Annotated in this window: 18 protein-coding genes; 4 read left to right on the top strand and 14 right to left on the bottom strand. The window is 63.3% G+C overall.

Translation table 11 applies throughout. The features are described 5' to 3' along the window. Window positions 1-10 precede the first annotated feature (10 nt). The 3 genes from panD (at window position 11) to ACQRBR_RS06145 (ending at window position 3,194) form a co-directional block, all read left to right on the top strand. The gene (gene panD / locus ACQRBR_RS06155) at window positions 11-514 is read left to right on the top strand and encodes an aspartate 1-decarboxylase (RefSeq protein ID WP_427812576.1); all 504 of its coding nucleotides are present in this window, start codon (window positions 11-13) and stop codon (window positions 512-514) included. 748 nt (window positions 515-1,262) lie between these two features. Next, a complete protein-coding gene (locus ACQRBR_RS06150; RefSeq protein WP_006007250.1) occupies window positions 1,263-2,573 on the top strand; it encodes a malic enzyme-like NAD(P)-binding protein in 1,311 nt (436 codons plus the stop codon). A gap of 210 nt (window positions 2,574-2,783) precedes the next feature. Then, on the top strand, window positions 2,784-3,194 hold the full coding sequence (locus ACQRBR_RS06145) for an OsmC family protein (RefSeq protein WP_168934742.1): 411 nt from the start codon (window positions 2,784-2,786) through the stop codon (window positions 3,192-3,194). Between the two features lie 317 nt (window positions 3,195-3,511). On the opposite strand, the gene ACQRBR_RS06140 is transcribed toward ACQRBR_RS06145, so the two are convergent. The 11 genes from ACQRBR_RS06140 to ACQRBR_RS06090 all read right to left on the bottom strand — a co-directional run bounded on the left by ACQRBR_RS06140 (window position 3,512) and on the right by ACQRBR_RS06090 (window position 13,821). After that, window positions 3,512-4,540, bottom strand: a complete 1,029-nt coding sequence (locus ACQRBR_RS06140; RefSeq protein WP_303877973.1) for an FAD:protein FMN transferase — start codon at window positions 4,538-4,540, stop codon at window positions 3,512-3,514. Beyond that, window positions 4,533-5,465: an RnfABCDGE type electron transport complex subunit B gene (rnfB, locus tag ACQRBR_RS06135; protein ID WP_006007242.1), complete on the bottom strand. Its 933-nt coding sequence runs from the start codon at window positions 5,463-5,465 to the stop codon at window positions 4,533-4,535. Before rnfB ends, ACQRBR_RS06140 begins: the two co-directional genes overlap by 8 nt. Before the next feature lie 49 nt (window positions 5,466-5,514). Beyond that, window positions 5,515-6,090 (bottom strand): electron transport complex protein RnfA, encoded by a 576-nt coding sequence (locus ACQRBR_RS06130; protein ID WP_168934740.1) that lies wholly within the window; start codon window positions 6,088-6,090, stop codon window positions 5,515-5,517. A 27-nt stretch (window positions 6,091-6,117) separates the two neighbouring features. Further along, window positions 6,118-6,798, bottom strand: a complete 681-nt coding sequence (gene rsxE / locus ACQRBR_RS06125; protein WP_168934739.1) for an electron transport complex subunit RsxE — start codon at window positions 6,796-6,798, stop codon at window positions 6,118-6,120. Window positions 6,799-6,808: 10 nt separating this feature from the next. Continuing rightward, window positions 6,809-7,387: an RnfABCDGE type electron transport complex subunit G gene (gene rnfG / locus ACQRBR_RS06120; protein WP_006007236.1), complete on the bottom strand. Its 579-nt coding sequence runs from the start codon at window positions 7,385-7,387 to the stop codon at window positions 6,809-6,811. Between the two features lie 2 nt (window positions 7,388-7,389). Then, window positions 7,390-8,349 (bottom strand): RnfABCDGE type electron transport complex subunit D, encoded by a 960-nt coding sequence (locus ACQRBR_RS06115; protein WP_006007235.1) that lies wholly within the window; start codon window positions 8,347-8,349, stop codon window positions 7,390-7,392. Beyond that, window positions 8,349-9,620, bottom strand: a complete 1,272-nt coding sequence (locus ACQRBR_RS06110; RefSeq protein WP_303877971.1) for an electron transporter RnfC — start codon at window positions 9,618-9,620, stop codon at window positions 8,349-8,351. The genes ACQRBR_RS06115 and ACQRBR_RS06110 overlap by 1 nt, the downstream gene beginning before the upstream one ends. A gap of 10 nt (window positions 9,621-9,630) precedes the next feature. Further along, a complete protein-coding gene (locus ACQRBR_RS06105; RefSeq protein WP_303877969.1) occupies window positions 9,631-10,443 on the bottom strand; it encodes a cytochrome c3 family protein in 813 nt (270 codons plus the stop codon). A gap of 277 nt (window positions 10,444-10,720) precedes the next feature. Further along, entirely contained in the window at window positions 10,721-12,076 is a 1,356-nt protein-coding gene (locus ACQRBR_RS06100) for an alanine/glycine:cation symporter family protein (RefSeq protein WP_297230735.1), read from the bottom strand. A gap of 499 nt (window positions 12,077-12,575) precedes the next feature. Beyond that, window positions 12,576-13,523 (bottom strand): glycosyltransferase family 2 protein, encoded by a 948-nt coding sequence (locus tag ACQRBR_RS06095; protein ID WP_321128264.1) that lies wholly within the window; start codon window positions 13,521-13,523, stop codon window positions 12,576-12,578. A gap of 25 nt (window positions 13,524-13,548) precedes the next feature. Further along, a complete protein-coding gene (locus ACQRBR_RS06090; RefSeq protein WP_427812575.1) occupies window positions 13,549-13,821 on the bottom strand; it encodes a hypothetical protein in 273 nt (90 codons plus the stop codon). A 195-nt stretch (window positions 13,822-14,016) separates the two neighbouring features. Here ACQRBR_RS06090 and ACQRBR_RS06085 point away from each other — a divergent pair, with 195 nt between their 5' ends. Continuing rightward, window positions 14,017-14,790, top strand: a complete 774-nt coding sequence (locus ACQRBR_RS06085; protein WP_427812574.1) for a hypothetical protein — start codon at window positions 14,017-14,019, stop codon at window positions 14,788-14,790. Window positions 14,791-15,032: 242 nt separating this feature from the next. Here ACQRBR_RS06085 and pyrE read toward each other — a convergent pair whose 3' ends face one another. The 3 genes from pyrE to ACQRBR_RS06070 are packed head-to-tail and all read right to left on the bottom strand — an operon-like array spanning window position 15,033 to window position 17,247. Next, a complete protein-coding gene (pyrE, locus tag ACQRBR_RS06080) occupies window positions 15,033-15,593 on the bottom strand; it encodes an orotate phosphoribosyltransferase (protein WP_040369879.1) in 561 nt (186 codons plus the stop codon). 21 nt (window positions 15,594-15,614) lie between these two features. Next, the gene (gene purB / locus ACQRBR_RS06075; protein WP_168934734.1) at window positions 15,615-16,910 is read right to left on the bottom strand and encodes an adenylosuccinate lyase; all 1,296 of its coding nucleotides are present in this window, start codon (window positions 16,908-16,910) and stop codon (window positions 15,615-15,617) included. Between the two features lie 7 nt (window positions 16,911-16,917). Continuing rightward, entirely contained in the window at window positions 16,918-17,247 is a 330-nt protein-coding gene (locus tag ACQRBR_RS06070; RefSeq protein ID WP_168934733.1) for an FmdB family zinc ribbon protein, read from the bottom strand. Window positions 17,248-17,323 lie beyond the last annotated feature (76 nt).

Genomic DNA, 17,323 nt, shown 5'->3' with positions numbered 1-17,323 from the left:
AGAGAACGACATGGAAAGAAAGGAAGTCACCCGCATGCTGGTGGGTGTCCAGCCCCAGGGGCAGGGCACCATCCGCGTCGTAGGCGCCAAGCTGCACGGTATCGTGGTCACGGAATCCAAGCTCAACTACCACGGCTCCATCACCATCGACACCGACATTCTCGAAGCGGCCCGCCTGTTGCCGCTGGAATACGTCTATATCTGGAACAAGCACAGCGGTTCCCGCATCGAGACCTATGTGCTGCCCGGCCCGCGCGGCAGCGGCGTGGTCTGCCTCAACGGCGCCGCGGCCCGCACCTGTCAGGTGGGTGACGAGATCATCGTGGCCTCTTCCCGCGAGATCCCCGTCAGCGACTATCACGACGGCTTCTCCTGCCGGGTGCTGACCTTCGACCAGAGCGGCGAGCTGCCCAACCGGGTAGCCGAAAAGCTGGAATACCGCGTGGCCGCCAAGGACGGCGGCACGGAATTCGTCATCATGGACATGGCCACCGGCCAGGAATGGATCGGCTAGACAGTTCTTTTACCATAGGGGGAAGGGGGCGCCATCACCGCTGCCGATGCCCGGAGCGACCTGCGTCATGACGGGCAAGCCCCGGGGCCGCCTCCGGCCATCTCCAGCGGAAAAACTCCCCTTCCCCTCATGTCCTCTCCGGCCTTCCAAGTCCCCGCACAAGGAGCCCGTCCGACGGCGCTCCTCCCCTGCCCTGCTGATGGCCGCCCCGCATGCCGGAACCAAACGGCGCACCTAGGGACATCGGTCGTCCTCTTCCCGTCCCCGCTCCATAGGTGACCTACTCCCTACATCCTGCGGAAGTAGCGGGCATCCCGCCATATTTTCCATTGCCCCTCTCCCACAGTACCGGGGGACCATCAGAGGCGCGCATCCTGCCGCGCCACACCACCTGTCCATCCTTCTGAAAAAAGCGCGTTGGGGGGAGGATGGGGGGCCCGGGGGGAAGGAGGGCCCCTTGTGCGCCGGCCAAGGGTCCCTCCTTCCCCCCGGAACCAGCCACGTCCGCCCCCCTGCCCGCACTTGCGAAAGCGGCAACGGATTTTTATACTCATGTGTTGGCCGGGCGACCGCATGGCATACAACCATGTCCCGCGGCCCGGGGCCGAAAACGCCCGTCATGGCGCGAGAAGGCGCGTTCCTCCCCGCTCCGACCAAGGAGCCATGCAAACAGAAGAACGCTGTCCACGCGCCGGTCAGGGCCCGTTTTTCACTATCTCACCGCTCCAGCCGAGCAGCAGAGGATACTATGAGCTATACCAAGGAAGATGTCTGGAAATATCATGCGGAGCCCCGCCCCGGTAAGGTGGAAGTGCTGCCCTCCAAGCGGGGCGAGACCCAGGACGACCTGACCCTGGCCTACTCGCCCGGCGTGGCCGACGCCTGCCGCGCCATCGAGGCCGATCCCGCCGCCGCGGCCAGCCTCACCGCCCGCAGCAATCTGGTGGCCGTGGTCAGCAACGGCACGGCCGTGCTGGGCCTGGGCAACATCGGCCCCCTGGCGGGCAAGCCCGTCATGGAAGGCAAGGGCATGCTCTTCAAGATGTTCGCCGACGTGGACGTCTTCGACCTGGAGCTGGCCACCACCGATCCCGACGAGCTCATCAACGTGGTCAAGACCCTGGAGCCCACCTTCGGCGGCATCAACCTGGAAGACATCAAGGCCCCCGAGTGCTTCTACATCGAACAGAAGCTCAAGGAGATCATGAACATCCCCGTCTTCCATGACGACCAGCACGGCACCGCCGTCATCTCCGGCGCGGGCCTCATCAACGCGGCCCACATCGCCGGCCGCAAGATGGAAGACATGAAGGTCGTGGTGGTGGGCGCCGGTGCCGCCGGCATCGCCTGCGCCAACTTCTACGTCAGCCTGGGCGTCAAGCGCGAGAACATCTGGATGTTCGACAGCAAGGGCCTGATCCACAAGGGCCGCCAGGACAAGCTGCATCCCACCAAGGCCGCCTTCGCGCAGGAAAAGGACGCCACCCTGGCCGAAGCCATGCAGGGCGCCCATGTGTTCCTGGGCCTGTCCAAGCCCGGTCTGGTCACGCAGGACATGGTGCGCAGCATGGCCTCGCATCCCGTGATCTTTGCCTGCGCCAACCCCGTGCCCGAGATCACCTACGCCGAAGCCAAGGCCGCCCGTGACGACCTGCTCATGGGCACCGGACGCTCCGACTGCCCCAACCAGATCAACAACGTGTCCGGCTTCCCCTTCATCTTCCGCGGCGCCCTGGACGTGCAGGCCACGGAGATCAACGAAGCCATGAAGCTGGCCGCTGCCGAGGCCCTGGCCATGCTGGCCCGCGAAGACGTGCCCGAAGAAGTGAGCAAGGCCTACGGCGGCAAGAAGTTCAGCTTCGGCCCCGATTACATCATCCCCAGCCCGCTGGATCCGCGCATCATCGAATGGGTGACGCCCGCCGTGGCCCGTGCCGCCATGGAAAGCGGCGTGGCCCGCGCCCGCATCGAGGATCTGGACGCCTACCGCGCCGGTCTGCGTGAACGCGTGGCCCGCATGCGCCGTCGCGCCGACGCCGCCCGTCTGGCCAACGATTAAGACAGCGGACGATCCAGCTGTTCCGGAACGTAGAGGGGAGGCAGCCGCCTCCCCTTTTTTCATGGCCGGAACGGTCCGGCATCCCGAACATAGCCCGGCATAACGCCACAAGGCCCCCAGAAGGCACGAAAGCGTTTCTCCTGACACGGACATACCTCTTGCGTCCGGGGAGCGGACAGGGCATTCTGGGGCAAAAAAAGGAGTTCCCTCATGGCAGACATCACCGCCAAATATCTCGGCGACCTGCGCGTGGAATGCGTGCACCAACAGAGCGGTACCGTGCTCGTCACCGACGCCCCCAAGGACAACAACGGCAAGGGCGAGGCCTTCTGCCCCACCGACCTTTGCGCCACGGCCCTGGCCGCCTGCGCCATGACCATCATCGGCATCTACGGCCGGAACCACGGCGTGGACGTGACCGGCACCACCATCGAGATCAGCAAGACCATGAGCGCCAACCCGCGCCGCATCGGCAAGATCGAGATCATCTTCAACATGCCCGACCGTGAGTTCTCCGAAAAGGAAAAGACCATGATCGAACGGGCCGCCCACACCTGCCCCGTGCATCTGAGCCTGCACCCCGATACCGAGCAGGTCTTCACCTTCAAGTGGAGCCGCTAGATCCCGCACCCACGACAAACAAAAAGGGAGGACGACGTCCTCCCTTTTTTCATGCCTTGCGGCAGCCGCCGGATGCGGCGACGGACCAGATAGCTCCCCCCGGATGGCCGCCGGCGGCCGAAAGACGTCCCGGACGTTGTTTTTCCTCCCCTCCTGCCTCCTTTTGCCGACCCTCTTTTGAGGCCCGGCGGCAGGATACCGCAGCAGATCGCGGAGAGCGGGCTTTCCGGGATGGGGAACAGGAACGGCCGGTGCCGGAAACGGAAAAAGCCCGTCCCCCCAGGGGACGGGCTTTTTGCATCCATGAACGATCAGTATCAGGCTTCCGCAGGCCAGCGGCGGGAGACCTGCAAACGGCCGTCCCGACGCAGCAGGCCGCAGGCGCAGCCCGAAAGGCTGTCGGCCAGCGTCAGGGCTTCCCCGGCGGGCAGGACGGACAGACCGGTGGCCAGCGCATCGGCCTGCATGCAGGTGGCGGCCAGCACGCTCATGCTGCCCAGCACAGGGCTGCGCCCGGTGGACGGGTCCAGCAGGTGATGATGGCGCCCCTCGGCATCATAGTGCATCTCATAGCCGCCGGACGTGGCAATGGCCTGATTGTACAGCTCCAGCACCTGCGGGTAATGGCCGCGCTTTTCCGGATCTTCCACGGCCACGCGCCAGAACACGCCCGGGGCCTTGTGGCCGCGCGCCAGGATGTCGCCGCCGGCATTGATGAGATGGTTCTCGCAGCCCGCGCGCAGCAGCACGGCGGACATGGCATCCACGATATGCCCCTTGGCGATACCGTCCAGGGTCAGGCCCATGCCCTGCCGTTCCAGACGCATCCCGTCGCGACCGGCGTACACGGCCTCGGTATCCACCAGGGCCAGGGCCTCGCGCAGGTCGCTCTCGGGCAGCTCCAGCTCGCCTTCGGGATTGCTGCGGCTCTCCAGCAGGCGCACCAGGGGCAGGACCGTGGCATCGAAGGCGCCGCCGGTCAGGTGGCAGATGCCGTGGGCCCGCTGCCAGACATTGAGCAGCTCGGGCGGAACGTCACGCAGGCTGCCCTGGCTGTTGAGCACGCCCAGGGGGGCCGCCGCGTCATGCCGGGTCAGCAGGGCTTCCAGACGGCGCCCCTCGGCAAAGGCCAGATCCATGGCATCGTGGGCCTGAGTGGACGAGGAACAGGCCACGGTGATGCTCACCATGGTGCCCATGAACAGGGCCGTCTGCTGCGCGGGTGCGCCAAGGCGCGTCACGGCCCGGGCGGGCGCGGGCTCCAGGACGGAGGCCGCACCGGCCAGCAGCAGGCCGCTGCCGGCCAGCGTCCAGCGCAAAAAATCTCGGCGAGAGGTCTTAGGCATTGCAGTTCTCCTGTGCGGGGCGGTCATTCTTTCCGGTCACAGGCACGGTGCCGCCCCCAGCAGCGCCGTCGCCATCGCTGTCATCCTTCATCCTGGCCACATTGGCGGCCTCGATGCCCGTGGGGCAGGTTCGGCGCAGGATGTGGCGGGCACAGGCCTCCACGCAGGCCTCACCGCAATCGGGCCCGTAAGATACACACTTGATCTGGTCCACCACCATGCGCCCGGCCACGTTGCTCACGGCCTTGGCCGGACAGGCCTTGGCGCAGCGGCCGCAATTGATGCAGCCCGCGTCGCAGACTTCGGTCACGGCACGCAGCTTGTCGCGCGTATTGCAGAACACGGCCACACGATGGCGGCGCGGCACCAGCTCCAGCACCCCGCGCGGGCAGGCCGACACGCACATGCCGCAGCCCGTGCAGCGGGACATGTCCACGCGCACCACACCGTCCTTGACCTGCATGGCGTCAAAGGGGCAGACCTGCACGCAGTCGCCGAAGCCCATGCAGGACCAGTGGCAGGTATCGGTGCCGCCGCGCAGCATGGCCGCCGCCGCGCAGGAGGGCATGCCCTGGTACTGGTAACGCAGGGCCACGTTGCCGGCCAGCTTGTCACAGCGCCGCAGCGAGAACAGGGGTTCCGCCTCGGCCACGGTCTTGCCGGTCAGCTCGCCCACGGCGATGGCCGTATCGGCACCGCCGGCGCAGCATTTGTTGGCCGGGATGTCGGGATCGGAGACCACGGCCGCGGCGTAGCCTTCGCAGCCGGCAAAGCCGCAACCACCGCAGTTGGCCCCGGGCAGGACTTCCAGCACGGCCTCCACCCGCGGGTCTTCCTTGACGTAGAAGACGCGCGAGGCGATGGACAGCAGGATGGCGGCCACGAGCCCCAATCCGAACAGGGTGATGATGGAAACGAAAACCATATATGCCTCTCCTTGCCGCCCAGCGGCAGTCAAAAGCCCGTAGTCCGCGTTATTGCGCCATGCCCTTGAAGCCCATGAAAGCCAGCGACATCAGGCCGGCCATGATGAGGGCAATGGGCGTCCCGGCCATGGCCTTGGGCAGGCGGCAGGTATCCAGCCGCTCGCGGATGCCCGCCATGAGCAGGAGGGCCAGGGTGAAGCCCACGGCCGAGGCCCCGCCGTACAGTACGGAGGTGAGCAGGTCGTATTCCTCGCGCTGCACCAGGATGGCCACGCCCATGACGGCGCAGTTGGTGGTGATCAGCGGCAGGAAGATGCCCAGGGCCGCATACAGGGGCGGCACCATCTTCTTGAGGAACATCTCCACGAACTGCACCAGCGAGGCGATGACCACGATGAAGACGATGGTCTGCAGGTAGCCCAGGCCAAAGGGCTCCAGCACGTAACGCTGCATGAGCCAGGTGCAGGCCGTGGCCACGATGATGACGAAGATCACCGCGCCGCCCATGCCCAGGGCCACGCCTTTTTCCTTGGAGCAGCCAAGGTAGGGGCAGTTGCCCAGGTACTGGGCCAGCACGATGTTGTTGACGAAGATGGCCGAGATGAAAAGCTGGAAGATATCCATACGCGCATCCTTGCGAAAGCCCGCGGGCTACTGTTCCTGACGCTGCTGGAGCATGCTGCACGCCTTGCAGCCGCCGCAGCTGGAGGTTTCCACCACCTGGCCGCCCTTGCGGCGCGCCTGCCAGACATTGATGACGTTCATGGTGGCCAGGATGAGGCCCAGGCAGATGAAGGCGCCGGGGGCCTGCACCATGATGGCGAACGGCTGGAAGCCGTCCCACATGACCGGGTGCCCGAACCAGGTGCCGTTGCCCAGGATCTCGCGCAGCGACCCCAGGAAGGTCAGCGACATGGTGAAGCCCAGACCGATGCCCAGGCCGTCGGCCACCGAGGCGGCCACGCCGTTCTTGGCGGCGAAGGCCTCGGCGCGGGCCAGGATGATGCAGTTCACCACGATGAGCGGCACGAAGATGCCCAGCTGCTGGTAAAGCGGATAGGCATAGGCCTGCATGAGCAGTTCCACCGCCACCACCAGCGAGGCCGCGATGACGATGAAGCAGGCGATGCGCACTTTCTTGGGGATGATGCCGCGCACCATGGAAATGATCATGTTGGAGAGCACGAGCACGAAGATGACCGCCGCACCCATGCCCAGGCCGTTGTTGGCGGAGTTGGTGACCGCCAGCGTGGGACACAGACCAAGCACCAGCCGGAAGGGCGGCAGGTCCTTCCACAGCCCCTTGGTGAATTCTTGCATGACGCTGCTCATGGCCGGCTCCTTATTTGTTGCCCCAGGTCTTGAGGATTTCAGGCTTAAGGGCTTTGTAGGCCTCGGCGGCCAGGTTCACGGCCGTCACCGCACCCGAAGAGGAGATGGTGGCGCCGGAGATGCCGTCGATGCTGCCCCCCTGGCTCTTGAGGCCCACCGGCGCGGCGATGCCCCTGAACTGCCCGGTGAAGCCGGGCTCCGCGATACGCATGCCCAGACCGGGCGTTTCCTTGAGGGTGGTGGTGCCGATGCCAGCCAGCGTGTCGTTGGCCACATTGAAGCCCACCATCACGCCCACGTCACCGCCGTAGCCCTTGCCCTTGGCTTCCAGGGCCACGCCCACCAGCTTCCCGTCACGCATGGCGGGAAAGACCAGCACCCGGCCTTTCTCGGTCTCGAAGGCCTTGCGGTCGGCGATGGGCTGGTTGTCGATATCAGTGAACACCCCGGCAATGGCCGGTCCCTGCACATAGGTCAGCACCTGCTCCTCGATGACGGGCGCAGTGACCATCTTGAGGTAGGACAGGGCAAAGCCCGAAAGGCCGCACAGGGCTGACAGGACGACGATCATTCGCAGGATATCGGCCATGGCTAGCGCACTCCAAAAGGTTTGGGCCGGATGGAATCCAGCAGCGGGGCCACCAGATTGGCCAGCAGGATGGCAAAGGGCACACCGTCAAGGTAGATGCCGTACTTGCGGATGGTCATCACCAGCGCGCCGCCCAGCAGGCCGTACAGGAACATGGGCAGGGGGCGCGACGGCGCGTTGGCCGGATCGGTGATGAGGAAGAAACCGCCCAGCATGACCGAGCCCGTGCACAGGTGGAACAGGGGCGACGCGTCGGTGGCGGGGCTGTTCATGTAGAAGAGCGCGGCCAGACCGGCCACCCCGGCAAAGAAGCCCAGGGCGATCTGCCAGCGGATGATGCCGCGGGCCGCCAGCAGGGAGCCGCCCAGGAAGAGCGCCCCCACCTGCCCGGCGCCGAGTCCGTTGATCTGCTGGCCCAGCAGCAGGTCCTGCAGGGGGATGCGACCGGCATCGGCCCAGCCGAAGAACTTGAGCCGCACCAGCGGGTCCACCATGGACGCGGCGTTGAGCTGCACGGCATTGGGTTCCATAAACAGGGGGAAGGAGACGAAGAGCACGGCCCAGCCCACCACGGAGGTGTTGACCGGGTTGGCGCCCAGACCGCCAAAGGCCATCTTGCCCAGGCTGATGGCGATGAGCGGCGCCATGACCGCGATCCACCAGGGAGCGTCGGCCGGCAGCATGAAGGACAGCAGCAGGCCGGAACAGACGGCCGTGTAGTCATCAATGGCCAGCTCGCGGCCCATGAGTTTCTGACAGGCGGCCTCGGTGAGCACGGCCACGGCCACACACAGGGACATGACGCGCACGGCGGGCAGTCCCCAGGTCCAGACGGCCCCGATGACGGCAGGCAGCAGGGCCGCGAGGGTCATCAGGCTCTGGCGGCGCACGGTGCGCCCGCAATGCCAGTACGGCGGGGCGCTCATGGCCAGCAAAACGGAAGATTGAGCGGCAGCGGGCATCAGTTTTCTCCTTCCTTGGCTTCGGCGGCAGGCTGCGCCGCGGGACGCAGCTCCCGTTCTTTCAGACGGCGGGCCTCATCGGCCTGGGCCAGCTTGTGCTTGGCCAGACGGATGTATTGCAGGACCGGACGGCGGGCGATGCAGACATAACCGCACAGGCCGCATTCCAGACAGCAGTCCACATGTTCGTCGCGGCAGCGCTCGTGCAGGGCGAATTCCGCGTTGCGGCTCAGCATGCTGGGGCTCAGGCGCGCGGGACAGATCAGCACACAGGCGCCGCAGTTGATGCAGGGGCTGTGGCCTTCCATGGGCGGCACGGTACCGGCCTCCACCACGAAGACGCCCGTGGCCCCCTTGGTGATGCTGCGGTCCAGGCGGTCGATGCTCTCGCCGCGCAGCGGGCCGCCGCGTACCAGGGTGTCGCCGCTGTTGAGCTTGATGTGGGCGAATTCCAGCAGCTCGCCCAGCATGCTGCCTTCCTTGACGATATAGTTGCCGGAGTGGGTGTAGCTGCCCAGGGTGATGACCGACTCGATGAGCGGCAGGCCCGTGCGGGCCACGCGGCCCAGGCTCCAGACATTGTGGAGCCCCACCACGCCCACGCCTTCGGGGTTCTCCTTGCCGGTGACGCTCTTGACCAGCAGGGCGTTGACGCTGGCCGGATAACGGGCCGTCACGCGCACCACTTCCACGTCGTCGAAGTGCAAATGCATCTCGCGCGGCACGGCCAGCAGGATGCGTTTGGCCGGAGAAAGGCGACGCAGCACGGCCAGACCGGCCCGCAGCGTGCCCTGATGGGTCAGCAGCATGGGCTCGGCCCAGGTGACGCCGGGGTCGGGGTTGAGGCCGTTGATGATCAGGGTCTCGCACTGCTGGCCCAGGCTCTTGGTGTTCAGGCCCAGGCTCTTGAGCAGCACGGCCAGTTCCTGGCCCGTACGTTCGTCATTGATCAGGTCCACCTTCTCCACGCTGTCGGCCAGGGCGCGCAGGGCCTCGTCGGGCTCGATGGCCTCCACGAAGAGGCTGCGCTCGGTCACGTCGGTGATGCGGCCGAAGATGGGCGAGAACGCGTCCCCCTTGAGCGGCGAAGGATGCACCGCCAGGCGCATGCGCGGATAGACCAGGGCTTTCTTGGTTACGCCTTCCACGAGCTTGTAACCTTCGCGGTTAAGGCGCACACGGCGCGGTTCCGGGCCGTTGCTGTACCGTTGCGTCACCCCGTACACCAGGTGGAAACGCGGGTCCTTCAACATCTGGAATACTTCTTTCATACCCGCCTCACTACTTGGTATGGCACTGGGCACACTTGTCCTTGCCGAAGGGGCCCTTGCCGAGCTTTTCATGACAGCCCATGCACTGGCCGTGGAAGGCGTCCATACGGCCGGGGATCAGCTTGTCCGGCGTCTTTTTCACATGGCAGACCGTGCAGTCGGCATACAGGGCGTTCACCTTGCCCTTCACGGCAGCCTCATCCTTGCGCGTGGGCTTCAGCTCATGGCAGGAAGCGCAGTTCTTGGCCTTGCCGAACAGATCCTGATGGCAGGCCACGCAGCGCGCGTGCACGGCATCGGCCAGCACCGGCGGCGTACCGGGCTCGGCAGCCTTGTTGGTGGGCCGGGCCCCGGCCTCATGGCAGTTGGCGCAGCTCTGCGGTTCGGGCTCGATGTCCGTGTCGGCATGGTGGCAGGAGGTACAGTCCACGCCGAACTCCTCGCTGTGCTGCTGGTGCCCCCAGTCCTTGGCCGCCAGTTCGTAATGGTGGCAGGTCACACAGCTTTCCGCCGGATAGCTCTTGGCATGCCCCGCCTTGAAGGCATCGTCCAGGGCCACGCCGTGGCAGCTGGCACAGGCCATGGCCTTGTCGGGCGTCTTCTGCAGGCTCTCGTGGTGGCAGGTGGCGCAATCTTCCTTAAGCAGACGGCTGTGCTTCTGATGGTCGAAGACCACGGGACCGCCCGCATTGTCGAACAGGATGCGACGCGTGGCAGGTTCCTTGTCCCCCGCGACCGGGCCCGTCGGCAGCAGATAGCCGGCGATCCCCGTCACAGCCAGGACGGCCGTCAGGATGGCGATGGAAAGGTAACGTTTTTGCAATGCCTTGCCCCTCTTCCAAAAGGTGAACGGGATGGGAGCCTCCGGCGTCCGGCCGGCAGTCCGTCATGCCGGACCATCACGGAGGCGCCGCTGCGCCCTTGCCAGCTCCGCAGCCTTCATCCCTGCCGGTCTTTTTCCATGGAAAAGGCCGTTTTCAGGGTGAGCGCCAAGACCCGCTCCCCGATGACGGAGAGCGCCGGCCCGAAGGCTGCCTTCCTCAGGCTATGTCATGGAATATGTTGCAAAGGGGCGGGCCCGGGGCCCGCCCCCCGGTTGCCTACACGACGAAACGGTCGTCCCGGGCCACCTCGTCCCGTACGATCTTGAACAGCACGGGGCTCAGCAGCAGGACGCCGGTAAGGTTGGGCAGCGCCATCAGGGCGTTGCAGGTATCGGCCAGGAGCCACACGGCATCCAGGGCCAGGACGGAACCCACGCCCACCGCCAGGCAGTACACCAGGCGGAAGACCATCTGGGCCCGGTCGCCGAACAGATAGATGGCGCAGCGTTCACCATACACGCACCAGCCGAGGATGGTGGTGAAGGCGAAGAAAGTCAGGCAGATGGTGACCGCGAACTGGCCCACACCAGGCAGCGCCTGTTCGAAGGCCATGGAGGTCATCATGCTGGCGGCGGAAGAACCGGCGGTCCAGGTGCCCGTCACCAGGATCACGAAGCCCGTCATGCTGCAGACGATGATGGTATCGATGAAGACGTCGAGCATGCCGATGGAGGCCTGCACCAGCGGGGTCTCGGCCGTGGAGGCCGCGTGGGCCATGGGAGCGGTACCCAGGCCGGCTTCGTTGGAGAAGATACCGCGGGCCATGCCCTGACGGATGGCCATCATCACCGTAGCGCCCACAAAGCCGCCGGTGGCCGCCGTGGGCTGGAAGGCATCGGAGATCACCCACCAGAACACGGAGGGAACCTTTTCGATGTTCATGCCGATGATGAGCAGGCACATAAAGACATACATGATGGCCATGAAGGGCACGATCTTGCCCGCCACGGCGCCGATGCGGCGCACGCCGCCCAGCAGCACGGCCACGCACAGGCCCACCAGGATCAGGCCGCACAGCCACGTGGGCAGGCCGAAAGTACCGGAGATATTGTCAGTGATGGCCTTGGCCTGCACCATGCCGCCCGTACCGATACAGGCGCAGATGCCGAACACGGCAAAGCAGGTGCCCAACCAGACCCATTTGGGGCCCAGGCCGTTCTTGATGAAGTACATGGCGCCGCCCACCCAGTTGCCGGCGGGGGTCTTTTCGCGGAAGTGCACGGAAAGCAGCACTTCGCTGAACTTGGTCATCATGCCCACCAGGGCCGTGACCCACATCCAGAACAGGGCGCCGGGGCCGCCCACGGCGATGGCCAGGGCCACGCCCACCACGTTACCGGTACCGATATCTGCGGCCAGAGCAGTCATGAGGGCATTCCACGGCGAGATTTCGCCGTGTTCGGACTGATGGGACCGCCCCTGCCACAGGCACTTGTAAGCTCGTACCCAATTGCGGAAGGAGAAAAAGCGCAGCGCTATATTCAGATAGATGCCCGTGCCTACCAGCAGCACCAGCATGACCGGGCACCACAAAAATCCGTTAAAGGTTTCCAACAGCTTGTAAAGCTCCACTTTTCCATCCTCCCGGGGTTCGCCCCTGTCCTCTCGTTGATATCTTCCGCCCGGACAGCCCTCTGCATCCGGCCGGAATGCCCGTGCCACAGCGGATGGCACAAAAACACGCTAGCACGCTTTCAGCCCCGCTGCAAAGGGCCGGGCTCTGCTTCATGCCGGTTTTACACGGAAAAACGCGCACTTTGTTACGCAATGCACATGCTCTTGCCATGACTGTTCGCACAAACAGTCATGAGTACTTCCATATACTTTAAGAAATAACGAACAAGCCAAACAAATGAACATCATCAAACTGTATATGAATTAAAATATACTTTAATTTTTTGTGTTACTGCGTCAAAACTACATTGCAATCTAAAATAGATATGCATCCAGCATTTTTTACCATCAATGTGACAAACTTTTTCAGCCTGTACATTTTCCACAGCGACACGTCATCACATTTCCCGGCTGCCTCTGGAAAAATTTCCTGAAAAAAATTTCAAAAAATTTTTTCCTACGGCCTTTTCCCGCTGTCCCCCAAGCCGATACGCCGCCGGACGACATACTGGGGCCGCCCCTTGACCTCTTGGAACACGCGTCCGAGATATTCGCCCACGATCCCCAGAGAGCACAAGATCAGGCCGCCAAGGCACAGGGTTACGACCATCAGCGACGCATAGCCCGGCACATCCACCCCCCAGACCAGCGTCTTGAAAATAAGATATCCGGCATAGGAAAAGCCTGCCAGGGCCACGGCCATCCCCAGATAGCTCCACAGGCGCAGCGGCAGCGTACTGAAGGAAGTGATGCCATCCAGCGCAAAATTCCACAGCTTCCATCCCGGCCATTTGCTGCTGCCAGCCACACGGGCCGGACGCTCATATTCCACAATGGCACTGCGGAAGCCTACCCAGCCATACAGACCTTTGGTGAAACGTACGCGTTCAGGCAAGGCATTCAGAGCATCCACCACGACGCGATCCATGAGCCGGTAATCCCCGGCATTGGGGACGACCCGTCCCTTGGTCAACCGGCTGAACAGCCGGTAGAACAGCCCGGCGCTCACACGCTTTGCCCAGCTGTCTGCATCACGCCGGGAACGCACCCCGATGACCGTTTCATAGCCCTGTTCCCACAGACGAAGAAACTGCTTCAGCAGCGCCGGCGGATCCTGCAGATCCACATCCATGGGCACTACGGCATCCCCACGGGCCGCCTGCAATCCCGCGGCCAGAGCCAGTTCCTTGCCGAAGTTGCGCGAAAAGGAGATGCCGCGGACACGCGGATCCCGCGCATGAAGCTCTTCGATGATCTCCAGCGTCTTGTCCGTACTGCCATCATCGACAAACAGGATCTCCAGCTCATAGGGCTCGTCACGCAGGACTTCCTGCACGGCCTCGTAAAACAGCGGGATGGACTCTTCTTCATTGAGGACCGGAACGATCAGGGAAAGCAGTTTCATCTATTGTCTCCTTACAGGTCTGCGCCTATAGTGTCTTTGCCACGGACAGCACGATGATACAATCAAACTGCCATAACAACCTTTTTTCTATATGCGCCAGTCTACCGATAATTTCCTTGCTCTGAGCCTTTTCGTGCTCTTTTTTGCAAACTTCATCTATTCCGTTATCTATTTCTATAACGACTTCCCCAATGGTTACGTATGGGGAGAACTTTTTATCAAATATACTGACGGATTCGTACGAAGAGGACTGACGGGCTACCTGCTGTATCATGCCGCGAACTTTTTGAATGTCCATATCGTGTGGACAGTATTCATATCGCTTGTTTATATTCTGTTTTTTGTAAAGATATATTCTTTCATCAGGGAAAATGTAAGCTATTTCTTTACGATAGTCCTGTTCTTCTCTCCAGCCTTACTGGCATTCCTCGTCAAGGATCCTGACCTCTTCGGTCGCAAGGACATCCTCTTCCTGGCCCTGCTGGCCATCATTATGGCCAAAGCCAGTGCCATCATCATCTCACCGGGAAAACAGGGAAAGGCATGGCTGACCATCGCCCTGTGCTATCTTGTGGCCTTCCTTATCCACGAGATCACGCTGTTTTTTGCCCTGCTGCCGGCCCTGCTTGTTCTGCACGCCAATAAAAAGCATACGCCGGCCACCGTGGCGGCCATCGGTGCCGTTTTTCTGCTGAGCATCCTCTTTGCCGTCCATTTCCAGGGAACAGCGGCCATGCGCGAAGCCATGTTCCATGACTGGCAGGCGCTCATCCCGGATTTCACCACACAAGGAGGCATGCGCTTCATCGGCAAGGATATTTCTTCCCACGCCACACCCTTCCCCTGGCTCCAGAATGGCAACCTGCGCTTTTCTTATATAGCAGCCTGGCTGCTGGCCCTGCTCCCCCTGGGCCTGCTCATGTATGTCTACCGCTTCCACACGGTCTGCACGGACGTCCTGGGCCGGGGCATGACCTGGCTCGCCTATGGAGGCGCCCTCTTCCCTGCCGTGGTCCTGACCTTCATGATCAATGACTTTGGCCGGACGATCTCATACAGCTGCCTGATGTTCCTGCTTTTTGCCCTTCATATCTTGCACATCTATCGTGACCGCCACGGGGACCTGCCGGTCCGCCCCTGTTTCACACAGCTGCATTTTGCGAACACGCCTGTCCTCATCGGTAGTCTGTATTACCTGCTTTGCTGGAAGCTCTACCATTATGTTCCACTGAGCATGGAGCCCCGGATCATTTCCCTGTCGTTCTGACCATCTTTCCGGCGCTCACGGAACGCGCACCACGACAGCTACTGCAAGGCAAAGGGATGTCTCTTCCCCGGCATCCGGCGTACCGCTCCCGGCCGGGAAAGGACAACATACAAAAAGGGCAGCCCGAAGGCTGCCCTTTAATAATCAGTGTATCCCCGCTCCGGGACAGATCTGAGAAGGAACCACGCTGCGGCCCCCCTCATATCCCCGGATCATGCCGGGAACGCTCCAGCGGGAAACTCCTAGGAGCGGGCCATCTCCACCAGTTCCTTGCGAGTGAAGAGGGAGTGCAGTTCGTAGCCGGCTTCCTTCAGCTTTTCGCGGCCGCCTTCTTCACGATCCAGGATGCAGCACACGGCCACGATGTCCAGACCGGCAGCGCGCACGCGGTCACAAGCCTTGAGCAGGGAGCCGCCGGTGGTCACCACGTCTTCCAGCATGGCCACTTTGTCGCCGGGTTTGAAGTTGCCCAGACCTTCCACGAACTGGCCGGTGCCGTGGTCCTTGGCTTCCTTGCGCACCAGCAGGCCGTTGAGGGGACGGCCCAGTTCATGCGAGATGGCGGTGGTGGCGGAGACCAGCGGGTCGGCGCCCATGGTCATGCCGCCCACGCCCACCACGGGCACGTCCTTGAGCAGGTCGTTGAACAGCGTACCGATGAGCCAGGAACCTTCGGCATGCAGGGCGGTCACGCGGCAATCGAAGTAATAGTCGCTGCGACGGCCGGAAGCCAGGACGAAGTCGCCTTCACGGTAGGACTTTTCCACCAGCAGGCGGGCCAGACGACGCTTGATCTCCAGGATGGACTGCTGCACGGGAGCCTCCTAATTGCCGAAGACGCGCTTGTAGATGACGTCTTCGTATTTAAGGTAGTAGGTGGGATCGAAAAGTTCGGCCAGCTGGGCATCGCCCAGACGTTCATGCATGTCGGGATCGGCGCACACCAGTTCGGGGAAGGGCTTGCGGGTCTCCCAGCTCTGCATGGCCAGGCGCTGCACGGCCTCATAGGCCTTCTGGCGCGGCAGGCCGGTGGCGATGAGGGCGGTGAGCACGCGCTGGGAGAAGTACAGGCCGTAGGAACGCTCCATATTCTCCTTCATGCGCTCGGGCTTGACCACCAGACCGTCCAGCAGGCGGCACAGGCGGTTGAGCACGTAGTCGGCCAGGATGGTGGAGTCGGGCATGATGACGCGCTCCACGGACGAATGGCTGATGTCGCGCTCGTGCCACAGGGCCTGGTTCTCCATGGAAGCCACGGCATTGCTGCGGATCAGGCGGGCAAGACCGGCCATGTTCTCTGCGGAGATGGGGTTCTTCTTGTGCGGCATGGCCGAGGAGCCCTTCTGGCCCTTGGCGAAGCCTTCTTCCACTTCCAGCACCTCGGTGCGCTGCAGATGGCGCAGCTCCACGCACAGGCGCTCGATGCCGCCGGCCAGGATGGCCAGGGAGGTGAAGAAGTGGGCATAGCGGTCACGCTGCACGATCTGGGTGGAGTGCGGGTCCACGGCCAGGCCCAGACGGGTCAGGGCCTTTTCCTCCAGTTCGGGGGAAAGGAAGGCGTAGGTGCCCACGGCGCCGGAGATCTTGCCCACGCGCACGCTCTCGATACCCGCCTTGACGCGCTCCAGATGGCGCTGGAACTCGGCGTGGAAGCCGGTCATCTTAAGGCCGAAGCTGGTGGGTTCGGCATGGATGCCGTGGGTGCGGCCCATGCAGAGCACGCCCTTGTGCTTGCGGGCCAGGGCTTCCAGAGAAGCCAGCACCTTTTCGATGTCTTCCACGATGAGCTTGCCGGCCTGCATGAACAGATAGCCGTTGGCAGTGTCCACGATGTCGGAAGAAGTGCAGCCCAGATGGATGTAGCGGGCGTCGGGGCCCACCTTTTCTTCCAGCGAGGTGAGGAAGGCGATGACATCATGACGGGTGGTCTGCTCGATCTCAAGGATGCGGTCCACGTCGATGTCGGCCTTTTCCCGGATGGTCTTCACGGCCTCGGCGGGCACGCGGCCCAGTTCGGCCCAGGCTTCGCACACGGCCACTTCCACAGCCAGCCAGGCGCGGTAACGGTTCTCCAGGGTCCAGATGCGGCCCATGGCGGGCCGGGTGTAGCGCTCAATCATAGGTACCTCACGCGGAAGGGGTCGACGAAGAGGAGGTGGAAGAACCCGAGCCTCCGGAAGTGCTGCTGGCAGTGCTGCCGGAAGAAGTGGAACTCGTCGACGAGGAGGCGGAAGAAGAAGGGGTGGACGTGCTGTTCTCGTCCTTGATGCCCTTGCGGTAGCCGTAATCGCTGACATACCAGCCGCCGCCCTTGAGCACGAAAGACGTGTGCGACATGACCCGCGGCGAGGGGGTGCCGCAATCAGGGCAGGGCTCCTGGGCCTGCATGTCGGTCACATGGGTCCATTCTTCAAAGACTTTCTGACAGTTGGGACACTGATATTCGTAGATGGGCATAGCTATAACGCCAAGAACGGCCACGACAGCCCCTTCTTTTGTCCGGGGCCATCGGCCGTTGTGCTGAAATTCGCGG

The sequence above is a fragment of the Desulfovibrio sp. SGI.133 genome, assembly GCF_050313955.1.
In the GTDB taxonomy this organism is placed as follows: Bacteria; Desulfobacterota; Desulfovibrionia; order Desulfovibrionales; family Desulfovibrionaceae; genus Desulfovibrio.
This window is presented reverse-complemented; position numbering and strand designations above follow the sequence as displayed.

Bases quoted from the DNA above. Each gene is read 5' to 3' on its own strand.
- ACQRBR_RS06095 (WP_321128264.1), bottom strand. From the start codon at position 13,523: ATGAAACTGCTTTCCCTGATCGTTCCGGTCCTCAATGAAGAAGAGTCC.
- ACQRBR_RS06150 (WP_006007250.1), top strand. From the start codon at position 1,263: ATGAGCTATACCAAGGAAGATGTCTGGAAATATCATGCGGAGCCCCGC.
- ACQRBR_RS06090 (WP_427812575.1), bottom strand. From the start codon at position 13,821: ATGGACATTCAAAAAGTTCGCGGCATGATACAGCAGGTAGCCCGTCAG.
- ACQRBR_RS06085 (WP_427812574.1), top strand. From the start codon at position 14,017: ATGGCCAAAGCCAGTGCCATCATCATCTCACCGGGAAAACAGGGAAAG.
- ACQRBR_RS06145 (WP_168934742.1), top strand. From the start codon at position 2,784: ATGGCAGACATCACCGCCAAATATCTCGGCGACCTGCGCGTGGAATGC.
- ACQRBR_RS06140 (WP_303877973.1), bottom strand. From the start codon at position 4,540: ATGCCTAAGACCTCTCGCCGAGATTTTTTGCGCTGGACGCTGGCCGGC.
- rnfG (WP_006007236.1), bottom strand. From the start codon at position 7,387: ATGGCCGATATCCTGCGAATGATCGTCGTCCTGTCAGCCCTGTGCGGC.
- rsxE (WP_168934739.1), bottom strand. From the start codon at position 6,798: ATGAGCAGCGTCATGCAAGAATTCACCAAGGGGCTGTGGAAGGACCTG.
- rnfB (WP_006007242.1), bottom strand. From the start codon at position 5,465: ATGGTTTTCGTTTCCATCATCACCCTGTTCGGATTGGGGCTCGTGGCC.
- panD (WP_427812576.1), top strand. From the start codon at position 11: ATGGAAAGAAAGGAAGTCACCCGCATGCTGGTGGGTGTCCAGCCCCAG.
- ACQRBR_RS06110 (WP_303877971.1), bottom strand. From the start codon at position 9,620: ATGAAAGAAGTATTCCAGATGTTGAAGGACCCGCGTTTCCACCTGGTG.
- ACQRBR_RS06115 (WP_006007235.1), bottom strand. From the start codon at position 8,349: ATGCCCGCTGCCGCTCAATCTTCCGTTTTGCTGGCCATGAGCGCCCCG.
- ACQRBR_RS06070 (WP_168934733.1), bottom strand. From the start codon at position 17,247: ATGCCCATCTACGAATATCAGTGTCCCAACTGTCAGAAAGTCTTTGAA.
- ACQRBR_RS06130 (WP_168934740.1), bottom strand. From the start codon at position 6,090: ATGGATATCTTCCAGCTTTTCATCTCGGCCATCTTCGTCAACAACATC.
- purB (WP_168934734.1), bottom strand. From the start codon at position 16,910: ATGATTGAGCGCTACACCCGGCCCGCCATGGGCCGCATCTGGACCCTG.